The 13269-nt window shown below is 58.3% G+C and carries 14 protein-coding genes and 1 pseudogene; 6 read left to right on the forward strand and 9 right to left on the reverse strand.

Annotation, left to right across the window (positions count from 1 at the left end; all coding sequences use genetic code 11):
• Positions 1–51 precede the first annotated feature (51 nt).
• On the forward strand, positions 52–783 hold the full coding sequence (gene ubiG / locus OVA07_RS05555; RefSeq protein WP_268170476.1) for a bifunctional 2-polyprenyl-6-hydroxyphenol methylase/3-demethylubiquinol 3-O-methyltransferase UbiG: 732 nt from the start codon (positions 52–54) through the stop codon (positions 781–783).
• Between the two features lie 13 nt (positions 784–796).
• Complete coding sequence (locus OVA07_RS05560; protein WP_268170477.1) at positions 797–976, forward strand: hypothetical protein; 180 nt, start codon at positions 797–799, stop codon at positions 974–976.
• 3 nt (positions 977–979) lie between these two features.
• Here the strand turns inward: OVA07_RS05560 and OVA07_RS05565 are convergent.
• From OVA07_RS05565 to OVA07_RS05580, 4 genes and pseudogenes are all read right to left on the reverse strand, one after another.
• Positions 980–1328: pseudogene (locus OVA07_RS05565) on the reverse strand (acyl-CoA thioesterase).
• Positions 1329–1453: 125 nt separating this feature from the next.
• Positions 1454–1765 (reverse strand): DUF1294 domain-containing protein, encoded by a 312-nt coding sequence (locus tag OVA07_RS05570; RefSeq protein WP_268170478.1) that lies wholly within the window; start codon positions 1763–1765, stop codon positions 1454–1456.
• Between the two features lie 107 nt (positions 1766–1872).
• Positions 1873–3936: a hypothetical protein gene (locus OVA07_RS05575; RefSeq protein WP_268170479.1), complete on the reverse strand. Its 2064-nt coding sequence runs from the start codon at positions 3934–3936 to the stop codon at positions 1873–1875.
• Positions 3936–4205, reverse strand: a complete 270-nt coding sequence (locus OVA07_RS05580) for a spike base protein, RCAP_Rcc01079 family (protein ID WP_268170480.1) — start codon at positions 4203–4205, stop codon at positions 3936–3938. Before OVA07_RS05580 ends, OVA07_RS05575 begins: the two co-directional genes overlap by 1 nt.
• A gap of 282 nt (positions 4206–4487) precedes the next feature.
• Here OVA07_RS05580 and OVA07_RS05585 point away from each other — a divergent pair, with 282 nt between their 5' ends.
• Both OVA07_RS05585 and OVA07_RS05590 read left to right on the forward strand, forming a co-directional pair.
• Complete coding sequence (locus OVA07_RS05585; protein ID WP_268170481.1) at positions 4488–5417, forward strand: glycosyltransferase family 2 protein; 930 nt, start codon at positions 4488–4490, stop codon at positions 5415–5417.
• A gap of 3 nt (positions 5418–5420) precedes the next feature.
• A complete protein-coding gene (locus OVA07_RS05590) occupies positions 5421–5993 on the forward strand; it encodes an acyltransferase (protein ID WP_268170482.1) in 573 nt (190 codons plus the stop codon).
• A 4-nt stretch (positions 5994–5997) separates the two neighbouring features.
• Here OVA07_RS05590 and OVA07_RS05595 read toward each other — a convergent pair whose 3' ends face one another.
• The 3 genes from OVA07_RS05595 to OVA07_RS05605 form a co-directional block, all read right to left on the reverse strand.
• Entirely contained in the window at positions 5998–7191 is a 1194-nt protein-coding gene (locus OVA07_RS05595) for a glycosyltransferase (RefSeq protein WP_268170483.1), read from the reverse strand.
• A 123-nt stretch (positions 7192–7314) separates the two neighbouring features.
• Positions 7315–9537 (reverse strand): GumC family protein, encoded by a 2223-nt coding sequence (locus OVA07_RS05600; protein ID WP_268170484.1) that lies wholly within the window; start codon positions 9535–9537, stop codon positions 7315–7317.
• 19 nt (positions 9538–9556) lie between these two features.
• On the reverse strand, positions 9557–10285 hold the full coding sequence (locus tag OVA07_RS05605) for a polysaccharide biosynthesis/export family protein (RefSeq protein WP_268170485.1): 729 nt from the start codon (positions 10283–10285) through the stop codon (positions 9557–9559).
• A gap of 311 nt (positions 10286–10596) precedes the next feature.
• On the opposite strand from OVA07_RS05605, the gene OVA07_RS05610 reads away from it, so the two are divergent.
• Positions 10597–11163 (forward strand): hypothetical protein, encoded by a 567-nt coding sequence (locus OVA07_RS05610; RefSeq protein ID WP_268170486.1) that lies wholly within the window; start codon positions 10597–10599, stop codon positions 11161–11163.
• A gap of 12 nt (positions 11164–11175) precedes the next feature.
• On the opposite strand, the gene OVA07_RS05615 is transcribed toward OVA07_RS05610, so the two are convergent.
• Entirely contained in the window at positions 11176–11670 is a 495-nt protein-coding gene (locus OVA07_RS05615; protein WP_268170487.1) for a glycosyltransferase, read from the reverse strand.
• Positions 11667–12065, reverse strand: coding sequence for a glucuronosyltransferase (locus OVA07_RS05620; protein WP_268170488.1), 399 nt, complete (start codon positions 12063–12065; stop codon positions 11667–11669). Before OVA07_RS05620 ends, OVA07_RS05615 begins: the two co-directional genes overlap by 4 nt.
• Before the next feature lie 242 nt (positions 12066–12307).
• On the opposite strand from OVA07_RS05620, the gene OVA07_RS05625 reads away from it, so the two are divergent.
• Positions 12308–13258, forward strand: a complete 951-nt coding sequence (locus OVA07_RS05625; protein WP_268170489.1) for a M48 family metalloprotease — start codon at positions 12308–12310, stop codon at positions 13256–13258.
• Positions 13259–13269 lie beyond the last annotated feature (11 nt).

Here is a 13269-nt window from a genome sequence, read left to right on the forward strand (position 1 = left end):
TTGCCCGCATGGCCCATAGACCACACGGCGCGGGCGCTTTAGGGACGTCATATGAGCAATGCAACCTCTGCGCATACCATTCGCCCTGATGAAGCGGCGCATTTCGGGCGTCTGGCGGCAGACTGGTGGAATCCGAAAGGGTCATCCGCCATGCTGCACAAGCTGAACCCGGTGCGGCTGGGCTTCATCCGCGAGGCCATCGATTCGCACTTTGGCAGCGATTCCCGCAGCCTGAAGCCACTGGCTGGACGGCGCGCGCTGGATGTGGGCTGCGGGGCCGGGCTGTTGTGCGAACCGCTGGCCCGGCTAGGGGCGGACGTAACTGGCGTGGATGCGGCGCAGGAGAACGTGGCCGCTGCGCGCCTTCATGCCGAAGGGTCGGGGCTGGCGATCGATTATCGCTGCGGCGATGTGGGGCAACTAGGCCTTGCCGGGTATGATCTGGTCACTTCGATGGAAGTAATAGAACATGTGGCCGACAAGGCGCTGTTTGTTGGCGCGCTGGAGGCGGCGCTGGCGGAAGGCGGCCTGATGATCCTGTCCACGCCCAACCGCACCACGCGATCACGCCTGCTGCTGGTGGAAGGAGCCGAGGGGGTGGGCATGGTGCCCAAAGGCACGCATCACTGGACCGATTTCGTCACGCCGGTCGAACTGCATGACCTGCTAAGTGCGGCAGGCCTGAAAATGGGCAATCCGATGGGCATTGCATGGAGCGTTTCGCGCGGACTGCACATTTCTGATGACCTTGCGCTCAACTATATAGTTACCGTGACGCGCTGATTAAGGATAACCAATGGCCGAACGCTTCGAACGTCACAAGCAAGCTTGGACTCCCGATGAGATTCAGAAACTTCATACGCTGGCCAAGAAAGGCATGGCGCTGAAAGCCATCGCCAAAGCGCTGACGCGTAGCGAGGAATCGGTGAAGGTGCGGGCAAAAAGCGATAGCTTGTCCATCGCCAAGCTGCGCTGAGACTTATTTTTCAGTCGGCAGGAACTTTTCCACCAGATCGTGCGCCAGCCGGGCAGGGCGCAGGGTCTGCGCATCAAGGCAGCACCAGCTTGACTTGACTTCGGCCAGCACTTCCTCCCCGCGCTTGATGAACGTTTCGTAAAACGCCCGCGCGCCCTGCACCTTTTCCAGCACGACATGGGCGATGACCGCGTCGTCCAGAAATGTTGGGCGCCGATAGGTAGGTAATCTCGTGCTTCAGCGCGACCCACAGGTGGGCCGCCACCGCTTCTGCAGGGGCCAGCGCACGCCAGTGATCGATCACAGCATCCTGTACCCATTTGAGGTAGGAGGCATTGTTGACATGCCCCATGAAATCGATGTCAGCAGGATCGACGGCGATCGGGACGAGATGGGGGATCGGCTTGTTCACATTAATGTAGATAGCACGATTCGGATGCGAGGAGTAGTCGCACGCTCCGCCTTTTTGCAGCCAGATTATCCGGTGAACTGCCAGCCTATCCATCCACCGATCGCGCTGATCTGAAGAAAGGCTATGCTGTGAAGATTACTGCTGAACGGCTGTTTGCGCGTCTTGTGGCGGAACAGGCTGCGGGCCCAGTATGCTCCCGGTGTGCCGCCAAAGAATGCCATCCACAGTAAAGTCGATTCCCGTGTCCGCTGCGCGCCCATTTGTGCCTGCCGCTTGTCAAGCCAGAAGGACGTGAAAGTGAAGAAATTGACCGCAATCAGAGCAATTGTGATGTTCTGGGGCGTTAGCAATGAGGCAAAGGGGGACGGTCCGGACATCGCATCCGCCTAGCGGTATGATCGTTAAGAAACAGATGCCACGCGCGCATTGCGGCAAGCGTTACCGCGCCCCGCTTGAACAGAGCGGGGCGCGGTAGAGGAATGAGTCAGCCGACCGCCCCGACCGCACAAGATCCAGCCCGTGCCCTTTTTTTCTGGTCGTAGGTGATGCGTGGCGGCTTGGTATTGTCTAGCAGTGAGCCCGTCGGCATGAAATTGCCCTGTGCCGGATCGACGAACAGGTTGGTGATGTTGCCGCCTTGCGTCGTGCCCGATGCGCCTGCTGCTGGGATGGCATAGCCGTCGTAGATATGGTTGTCGGCAACCAGGATATCGTGATCGGGTGTGCCTACCCATTCGAACGATTCCAGCACGTTGTTGGCCCACAGGCAGTATCCATCGGCATCGAAAGGTATGGCCGGAATATTGTTCCGCAGCCAGAAGCGCTGGTTGACTGCGGTATTGTGCGCAAAGACGAAGTGCCGCAGATAGTCGCCTTGCTGGGACCGGGCGGCGCTGCGATTGCCGAACCCCCACACATCCTTGCAATGCCATGCATTGTTGATGAACACGGCATCTTCCAGATCACCGATCAGGAAGATCGCGCCGACGAAGTTGGTCGTCACGTTGTTGGCGCAGATGATGTTCTGCAAAACAGGCCCATCCTGCTTTTGCCACCAGTCTGCATGAACATCGAATGTGGTGGCTAGAGTTACGGTCGTGTTCTTGACATTCATTGCTGGCCACGATCCGGGCACATAGTTTGCGCCATTGGGAACCAGCGTCCATGCGGCTCGCGTATCATCGAGTAGGGTTGCGGACCAATCTGTCCCCAAACCGTTGATCCAGGATACGAAATCAGAAACATTGTAGTTTGTGCCTGCTATCCACCCTGCCAGTGTTGATGTTGCTGTGAAGGTGCCGATCGTTGCCCCGTTGACCTTGGCAGTGAACACATTCCCGCCGCCACGTTCAATGGTCGCCGTGGTGCCTGTGCCGGTATAGGTCAGCGACAAGGATGGCAGATGCGCAGAATAGGCCGTGCTGTCGAAATCGTCGATCCGGTTATCGATGAAGCACAGGGAGTGGTCTGCAAGGTCAGACCAGCAGGTATTGAACGTGCAACCCCTGACCAGTGCAGTGTTCATGGCCGAGTTCCACAGGTTAGTGAAACTGCATTCGGTTACCCATGTGCCGTCGCTGGGTGCGTTCTGGCCACGCAGCAGCCAACCTAGCTGGTTTCTGCCTGTTTTCCGGTACAGATCGTAGCGGCCATGGCTGTTGGTCAGCGATATTCCGTCCAACCAATGATTACGGCCGATGCTGTCCGAATGCCACAGTTCGGCAGCATAATTGAAATCCAGAGTTACATTTGCGCCATACAGGTGCAATGGGACGCCTGGGCGATGCGCAACGGGATCTGCATTTGCTGCAGGCGGGCTTTTGACCAGAGACACAGGAGCTGTGGCGGTGAGATGCACGTATCCGTTGATATGACTGCCATTGACCCATCCGTTAGCCACGCTCCCGCTGTCATAGTCCCCAGCCTCGGTGATGGTGACAAGCGGGTTGGTGGCATTTTGCGATTTCAGGTAATTGTAGGCGGCGCTGAGTGTCTTGTAGCGTGATCCGGCCACTTCGGCGGGTGTCGCAGCGACCGTGATCTGGTGCGAATACTTCGCTGCCTTCGGGCTGAACTGATAGGGACCGATGACACGCCGCTGCATCGTGCTGTCCTTGGGCACGGCTTCGAAATAGACATGGGCATTGCCGTTGCGCCCATCATGGCGCAGCCTTGCCCACCATCCGAAATAGCTGACCGGGTTGCCATTAGCGTCTGCAAAGGTTTGGATAGTCGGTTCCTTGATGAAGGTTCTGGTCCCTTCGCAATGAACGATGACCGTTTCCAACCCCATGCTGTCGGTCAGGCTACCGCCGTTGTTGGCTACGGCATAAACGCCGACCAGCAATTCGTCGGTGTACCACTGAAATGGCGGGACGATGAGCCGAACAGCTGGTTTTGCGGTGGTTCTGGGTGGATCGACCGGGATGCTGGTAAAGCCGCTGCCTGCAACGCCTGTCCACAGTGCGGAGGGGGCAAGAAGAGCTGGACCTGCCGAAAGGTGCGATGTCGAGCGGTATCGCCCGAAGCCGAATCCCCGTCTACCCATCAGGCAAGGCCAACCAGATCGGCGGCCGTGGTGCCTGTGGCATGAACAGCCGTTGCCCGCACATCAAGAATGGCACCGGATGGCAGATTGGTGAAGCTGACCGGTTGGTCGCCGCGCAGAGGCACGATTACCAGAGTGCCGCCAGTACCGACATAAATGCCTTTGGTGACGTGCGGTAGAAATGCCGCATCTGCTGGAACGATGGCAAAACATGTCTGTGCAGGGGCCATCGGGCTATCGGCAAAGCCGTTGAACTGATCCTGATTCATTGCCTTCTCCTGTAATGGAACAAATCAGGAACTTGGCTATCATCGTGTTTTCTGTGTAGGAAAGTGTTTTTTTGCAGTGAAAGCAGGCGAAAGCTTGCGTCATCAAGCGGTGGAGCGCTATTCCGCTGAGGCTGAAATACTGGAATCAAAGAGATATGTTTGCGGACAAATCGATGATCCGGGAATTCATCTGCACGTATCGATTTCCCACTTGATTTTTCGGCTGGTCCGAACGTCCATCACGAATATGGCCCATGTGCCGCATCGGAGTTTGTTGAAGGGATGGATAGCACTTTGCAACCCGAAGTGACGGTGATTGTTGTCAGTTACAACACCAGGGAACTGACACTTGTTGCCATCGAAACGCTGCTGCGCAACGCTGGCGATGTTTCGATGCGCGTGGTGGTGTGGGACAATGCTTCCGCTGATGGATCGGCCGATGCCATCGCGCAGACCTTTCCCGATCTGGAACTGATCCGGTCGCCCGACAATGTCGGTTTTGCTGCGGCAAACAACCGCATTGCTGAAACCGTGACATCGGAATGGATTCTGCTGCTCAACCCTGACACTGAAACGCATCCCAAGGCGGTGGAAAATCTGCTGCGTTTTGCCAAGGCGCATCCGCAGGCAGGCATTGTGGGCGGCAGAACGGTTTTCCCTGACGGTTCGCTCAACATTGCCTCGTGCTGGAACCGGATGACAGTGTGGAGCCTGTTCTGCTCTGCCACCGGGTTGTCGCGCGTGTTCTCCAATTCTGCGTTGTTTAACCACGAAGGGATCGGTGGCTGGAAGCGCGATTCGGTGCGTGAAGTGGATATCGTGGTCGGCTGTTTCTTCCTGCTGCGGACCAATCTTTGGCATGAATTGGGCGGCTTTCATCAGCGCTACTTCATGTATGGCGAAGAAAGCGACATGTGCCTGCGCGCACGCAAGCTGGGCTATCGTCCGATGATTACACCTGATGCCCAGATCATGCATCTGGTCGGCGCTTCGATGAACAAGCGTGAGGACAAGGTGGTCAAGGTCATGCGGTCCAAAGCCACGCTGATCCGCGATCACTGGAGCAGTTCGGCCGCGCCCGTGGGCATTGGCCTGCTGTGGCTGTGGGTTGCCGTGCGGCGATTCGGTGCAGGCTTTTCCAAGGACAAGTCCCAGGCGCAGCGCTGGCAATCGATCTGGCAGCAGCGCAATGACTGGCTGCGGGGGTACTGATCGATGACTCAGCCGCTGGCACGCAAGCGGTCGCTCGGACGCGGCGGGCGTCTGGTCCGTCTTGTAACCTCGCTGTTCGATCCCAGAGCGTGGCTGCATCTGGTCAAGATCGTCAATTATTACAACTACAGCCATGTTGCGCCCTTGCGCGAGGTGGTGCTTGGCACATCGCCTAGTATCAGCCCGGATACCGTCTTCTCCAACCCCGCGCGCATTGCCATCGGGGACAGGGTGCGGATCGGATCGCGCTGCCATATCTGGGCGGGGCCGCGCGATGGGGCAATCAGGATCGGCAACGATGTGTTGTTCGGGCCGGAAGTCATGCTGACCGCTGCAACTTATGATTACAACGCAGGTGCGCCCGTAACCGATCAGCCGATGCGCGAAGCCGACATCGAAATCGGCAATGACGTATGGTTGGCAACCCGCGCCGTGGTTTTGCCCGGTGCACGCATTGGTGACGGCGCGATTGTCGCAGCAGGCGCCACGGTCAAGGGCGAAGTACCGGCCATGGCCATCGTTGCAGGTTCGCCTGCCAAAGTGGTGGGCTGGCGAAAGATCACAGGCGAAGCATGATCGGTCAGGCCATTGCGCTGTGAAGGCCCTGTGTGAACTGGCTAGCGATGTTGGGTCGGGTGAAGCGGCGGCAATCGTCAGAGGCCAGCCATTGCGCTAGCGCAGACTTTAGGTGCTGCTCATCCTCGATCAGCGTGCGCATCGCGTTGGCAATGGCGGCAGGGTCTCCGGCATCGACACGCAACGCAAAGGGCAGTCCATCCAGAAATCCATCGACAGCGGTACCTGCAGGATAGACGATAGGCAGTCCGGCAAACAGCGCTTCGATGAATACCAGACCAAAACTTTCGCGCAGCGACGGCATGACAAAACCCTGCGCGCGCGCCATCATTTGCCGCACGCTGGCGCGATCCTGCGCTCCGGCAAAGGCAATGCCCTGAACGTCACCGACCAAAGACTGGCATCGTGCAAGCTCGGCTGTGCTGCCGCCGCCCACCACGTTTAATTTCGGCGCAAGTGCGGTGTCTTGCAGCAATTTCATGGCTGCGACCATGGCAGGCAGATTCTTGCGCTTGTAATTCTTGAGGTGGAAAACCGTCACCAGCCCATCACCACCGGCGGTAGGCGCCATTGGCATGTCGAGGTCAGTCGGGCAGGGCAGCATTACCGTCGGGCCACGCCGTGCGCCCAGCTTGCGCTCCACAGCCTTGAGCGCCCATGGTGAGAATGGAAACACCACGGCTGCGCTATGAAAAACCTCGGCCAATATGCGGGAAAGATCAGGCCGGGCTGAAAGGATTTTGGTGTCAGTATCGCCCTGAATGCTGATGGCATAGGGGATACCAACAAGCTGCGCTGCGCGCTGTATCGCAATGCCTTCAATTGCCAGCTTGTGACCGACCAAAAGGTCGGGACGCTGGCCGTCCGTTATCTCACCGGCAAGCCAGTCGCCCAGTTGGTGCAGCATCGTTGCGTGGAAAATGCCTCGGCCCGGAGCGCCATATTGCAGGGCAATGCCGCTGTCGAACGGCTCTGCTGCAACTGCCAGCTTGGGCCGCCCCAAGCCTTTTGCTGTGTTGGCCAACAACTGGGCCAGCGATGGGGACTTGCGGTTGATCGAGACAACGCGGTGCAAGAAGGTATCCCTTGTCAGGTCGAGCAGGGACCGGATGACCGGGGTCTTGAAGCTGTCGATGGAATCGGGAAAATCGCCGCTCAGATGCAGTACGGTCGGCACAGCGTCAGTCTTGTCGGCCAAGGTGGCACTTCCTTCAGCGATCATGGCGTGCGCGACCGTGTGCATCACCATGAAGTCTGCACATTTTATGAACGGGAAGGCGCAAGCGGTTCAGCACCGGCAGCCCTCCCGTTCAAAATCGGCTCAGGCGTTCTTTTCGCCGTAGGAGTAGTAACGATAGTGCTGATCGTAGGACTGGCCTGCCTCAGCCGCACGATACTTGGTCAACACAACGCCCAGCACGTTTGCACCGGCACCGCGCAGACGACGCAGTGCCGCCTTGGTCTGGCCGAAGTGGGTGCGGTTGGCTTCGACGATGAAGATCGTGCCATCGACAATCCGACCGATCAGCGGCGCATCGGCCAGCCCCATGACCGGGGGTGAGTCGAAGATGACCAGCGCATATTCCTTGCGGCAGCGCTCGATGAATTCGAGCATGGCCTGCGAGGAGAGCAGTTCCACCGGATTGACCTTCGCCCGTCCTGCGGGAAGTACGTCAAGATTTTCAAAGCCGCTTGGGATCAGCACCGATGCCAGATTGGCGTCGCCCAGCAAGACTTCGGCAATGCCCTTTTCCGCGGTCTTGGACGAAAAGTGGCGCGCCAGGGTAGGCTTGCGAAGGTCAGCCTCGATCAGCAGGGTCTTGCGACCAAGCTGCGCATATTTGCTGCCCAGAACCGAGGTGGTGATCGACTTGCCTTCCGAAGGCTCGCTGCTGGTAACCAGAAGCACGCGGCTGGAGCCGGGGTGAGCAAAGTCGATAGCTGTGCGGATGGACGAGTAGGATTCCATTAGCGGGCTGAACGGGTCCGCAGTCTGATCGGCAAGTTCGTTATCATTGACAACGGGGGTATAGCCCAACAGCGGATAACCCAGTTTGCGTTCCACATCGTCAGCGGAGCGCAGCTTGTCGTCAAAGGTTTCCAGCAGCACGGTAATGCCCAGTGCCAACCCCAACCCGGCAATCAACGAAACCAGCAGGTTCTTGAACAGATCCGGCGAAACCGGCGATCCAGGAACCATGGCCGCATCCAGTTTGCGGCTGCTGTCAGTGGTGATGTTCGCAGCGGCTGAAAGCTGGTTATAGCGATCCAGGAGGGACGCCAACTGCGTGCGCAGGCCGGTCGCCTCACGGTTGAGCAGGTTGTAGCGAACGCGGCGATCCTGTTCGCCCAGCGTCTCGCCCGAAACCTTGGTCAGTTCACCCGAAAGAGCCTGTTCCTGACGCAGTGCAACATCATAGCTGTTGCGAATGCTGTTCTTCACATCGGAACTGGCGCGGTTGATCTGTGAATCCAGAGCCGCAATCTGGTCTTTAAGTTCCTGAATACGCGGGAAATTGTCACCGTAGCGCTGGCGAAGCTGGGCAATTTCGGTTGCCGCCTTCGAACGGTCGGTGACCATCGCGCTGATCGAACCGTTCTGCTGCACTTCGGGCAGTTGCGAAGCGGGAATGCCTGCAATGGCTTTCCAGCGCTGTTCTGCCTCGATCCGCTTGGCGCGGGCCTGCATATAGGTCGAATTGACAGTGGTCAGGTTGGATACAGTGATCGTTGGCGCGCTTGGTGCTGAACCTTCCGCCGCTGCTCCAGGCGCTGCCGATTCACCCACAATGCTGTTGGCGCGGGCATAGGCATTTGCCTTGAGTTCGGCTTCCTGCAGTTTGGCCCGGACTTCGTTGATCTTGCTGTTCAGATAATCAACTGCATAGGTGTTGAGTTCGAGTACGCGTCGCGAATCTTCGGCTACATAATTTTCGGCAATCGCATTGGCGATCAACGCGGCATATTCGGCACTGCCCGACCGGTAATGGATCGTGATGACCTGATTGTCGAACGGTACGTCAACCGACACGCCGCCCTGCACCTTGCCTGCTGCAATTTCACGCAGGCTCTTTTTCCACTCGGCTTCCGAAACGCCCTGAGGCTTGCTGGCGATCAGTTCTTCGCCAAGGAAATCCTTGCGTTCATTCAGCTTGAGCGAATCAACTACGCGATAGGCAAGGCGGCGGCTGGTGATGATCGAGGATTGCGTCTGCATATAGCGGACGACTTCGCTCGCGCCGATATCGCGGTCGATTTCCTGACCCTCAAGGATCTGGCTGCCGCCGGGCACAATCTGTACCGTCGCGCTGGCGGAGTAGGTGGGCTTGGTCAGCAGTGTGATGACGACACCAGCCACCAGCGCAAGCGCAACAATGCCGATCAGGATGTGGCGTTGGCGATAGAGAATCCCTCGCAATACCGCGAGGCTCAGGAAGCTTTCGGACCCTTCATCGGTCTGCCCTGTGGTTGCGGGAAGATAACGATCTACCCACGTTGCCGCGCCGCTCGTGCCCGACGTGCTGCGTTCAATCCCGTTCTGCATGGTCGTATCGGTCCGGCAATCAGAGTTGGTTCGCGAAAATGGCGAAGACCGGTACGGCCTTCAGGACATCCTGCCAGAACTGAGACAAGCCCGAAGTCCCGATCACGATGCGGTCGCCCGGCGCAAGCACCGGGTCCATCATCAATCCCTGCCGCACCGCAGCATAGTCGAACTTCGCCACTTTCATGCCGTCGGGAAATTCCCGGAACAGCGCGATCTGATCGAGTTTGGCCACGCGATTGGGGCCACTGGCAAGGCTGACTGCTGCAGAGAGCTTCGATCCGGGCTTGAACGGATAGACGCCCGGTTTTTCCACCGAACCCTCAACCGTCACCAGATGCGATGAATACTTCACCACGTTTACGGCAACTGACGGATTGCGCAGGAAACCGCCCGACCGCAGCTTGTCAGAAATGGTTTGACCGAGATCTGAAGGACTCATGCCCTCGGCCCGGATTGTGCCGATCAGCGGGAACGCCATCATGCCATCGGCGCCGATCGCGATGTCCGACACGGACAGGTCCGGCTCTCGATAGATGATGACGGAAATTTCGTCGGCAGCGTTGAGTTTGTAACCATCCGGCGTTGCCGTGGTGTAATCGCCTTGCCCATATTCAACCACGGGGGTGGAATTGACCAGACCGATCTTGGGGGGTGGAGTGGAGCCACAGGCAGTCAGGGACAAGCCTGAAGCAACCAGAAGGACTGAAGCTGCAGAGCGCTTCACGCTGAAAGCATTGGTTCGCATGAAAATCCTCAGTCGATACGCGATAGGTCTTACGTGTTGCCCCTTACCAATGCAACCCCTTCAGGGTGCGGCATTTTTGCATGGCGGCAAAGATCCATACTTGCACAAGTTTGGAAAAAATCATTGCAAATTAATTGCATAGACAAATTCATTGTGAATTTTTCTGAAAATTCTGCAGTATCGATTCTTCTTTTTGTTGCAGTGCGGCATTGCGCGCGCCGCCTTGTCAGGTGTGTATGGACAAGTGTTGGCGGCACGGGGTAGGCACCGCTCCATCATGTGCGGTAAACCACGACAGAAAGCGGATTGATATGGCTGGATCCCATCCGGTTTTGGCTCTTGCGGCTTGCGGAATGTATGTTGGCGTTGCCGTGGCGTGCTGTTTTGCCGTGCGCAATGCCATGTCGCATGGCAGCCGCCGATTCTGGATGGTAGCCGGGGCGTTCTTTTTTGTGCTTGCTGTTCTGCGCGCCAGCGGCATCGAATATGCTATAACCGATGCGTTGCGCGAACATCTTTATCGCGAAGGCGCGTATGAAAGCAGGCGCGAGTTTCAGCGACCGCTTGCCGCCGGTGCGTTTGTTCTGATCTGCGCCGCGCTTTATCTGTTTTACCTCAAGCGTCCTGCGCCAAAAGCAGGAGTGCGCGGCTGGTCAAAGTTCTGGGCGATGATCGCCATTACCGTAATGGCCGGGGTTATCCTTATGCGCCTGATTTCGTTCCACGAACTTGACCGTCTTCTTTACGGACCTGTGCGGATGAACTGGGTGCTGGATATCGGATCGACTCTGGTTGTTGCAGCGTCCGCGGTCCGATTCGGCAAGCATCGTGACGCCAGCCCATCAGACCGCAGGCGCTACCCCGGCAGCGTCCACTGACCCTAGACTATTTCAGGCCGTCGCAGGCAACTTGCCGCCGATGATGAATGCTTCAAGCGAGGCTTTGAGCCGGTCGCGCTGCGGAACGACCGGGCGTTCTGGCAGGTCCATCTGCAGCCCGGCATCTATTGCTGCAGGCAGCTCATCCACCGTCATTGCCACCACGATACCTGAACGGCCCTGTAACTGTCCGACCGTGGCCAGCTGGTGATCGTTGCGATGTTCGCCCATGCTGGCCCGGCGTGGGAACAGCAGGATGGGTTTGCGAAACTTCTGCGCAGTCAGCACCGTGCCAATCCCTGCGTGCGCCACCAGTAGCCGCGTATCGGCAATCAGCTTGTCGAAATCGGTCGGTGAAATGCTTGTGGCGGTTTCGATATTGCGTGCCTTGTAAGTGCCTTTACCAACTTGGGCAAAAACCGGCATCGGCAATGACGGTGCCAGTTCGTCCATCGCCTCGATCAGCCGGTCAAAGCCAAGCTGCATGCCTACGGTAACCAGAATCATAGCAGCGACCCCATGTATCCGGGCCTGCCATCTGTGGCCAGATGCTCCCACTGGGTGATGCAGGCGCTGGAAAAATAACGCGAAAGATTGCCGCACATCGACATGCGTTCGGCATTGGCGACGCTGTCGATCCATAGCGTCTTTGCGCCGATCAGGCGGGCGAAGACGATACAGAAGAAACCTGGCGCGGCGCCGGTTGAAAGCACGACATGTGGCCGGAACTTCAGCACCAGCCACGCTGCTGCCAATACACACCGGGCCGAATTGATGATCTGATCGCGGTTGCAGTCAGGCAGAATCGTCGCGCCCTCTATCCCTGCGCGGCGGGGCAGATCGGGGTGCGTCGTGGCAAAACGGACGTCAAACTTTTCAAGCGTTTCGCGGAGCAGCATCATCTGCTCCCAATGCCCGCCGGCGGACGCGACCGCCAAGACCCGTTTCATCGTATCTGACCTTTCTGCTGTGCATGCGAACGGTAACGGTTACCAATGACAAACTTGCCATTGGCGAGGTCGTTACACGGTCCTATCTCTGAGGCCACTCCCGCCCCGCCTTCGGCTGTGGCATTGTTCAGCCTGCGGCCACGTCCTGATGGGATATCGGGGCCTTGATTGCCAGAGGAACCGGATTGCGAAACGTGAAGAACCCATTTGTTCTTAAGGTCTTCGGCGCGGTTGTCGCCACCCTTTTCTGTGGCTTTGCTCCTGGCGCGGTACTGGCTGCTGCCAGCGATGCACCACCTGTCGTGCAATGGCCTGTACGGTTGCGTCAGGATCTCGATCGCGGTGGCCAGATCGAATGGCGACTGCGCCGCGCGGCAGGAGAATCCTGTGCCGTTTCTACCCCGGACATCGGCGTGGTGATTGATGATCCGCGCGATTATGCTGCGGCAGACAGGCCTTTGCTTCGGCAGGCTCTGGCCATGGATCAAGACCCGGTATTTGCTGGCGTGGCCATGGGCAGCCCGGCACAGCAGGCCGGGCTGCAGCAAGGCGATACCCTGATGACGATCAACGGGCGCAGCGCCCGCGAACTGGGCGATTCGCGAGACAAGGGCGAAACCGCGTCGACGGCGGTGGCACGCCATCTGCGAACAGCTTTGGCAGATGGTGCGACCGATCTTGCCATCCGGCGCGGCGAACAAAGTGTAGCGCTGCGGATTGCGCCTGTTGTGCACTGCGGCATACGGGTGATCCTGCAAGCAAGGCAGGGCATTGATGCCCACAGCGACGGTCGCAATGTCGCGGTGTCCACCGGTCTTGTCACTTTTGCACAAACCGATGCCCAGCTTGCGCTCGCCATCGCACATGAATTTGGTCATGCCATTGCCCGTCACGGCAAGCCCAAGGGGTTGAAGGAGCGCCGCCGGATGGAGGATGAAGCCGATCTGATCGGCATTCGCTTGACCACTTGTGCCGGTTACGATGCCGAACAAGCGATGGTGCTGTTTTCGCGGCTGGGCAAACGTGATGTGCTGTCGTGGCTGCGTGCGCCCACGCATCGTTCGTTCGGCGCGCGTATAGATCATATGCGGCGTGGACTGAACGGTTTTGTCTGCGGCAATGACTGGTTGGCGGGCAGCCTGTGATGCATGCTGGC

It is taken from the genome of Novosphingobium sp. SL115 (assembly GCF_026672515.1).
GTDB lineage: Bacteria > Pseudomonadota > Alphaproteobacteria > Sphingomonadales > Sphingomonadaceae > Novosphingobium.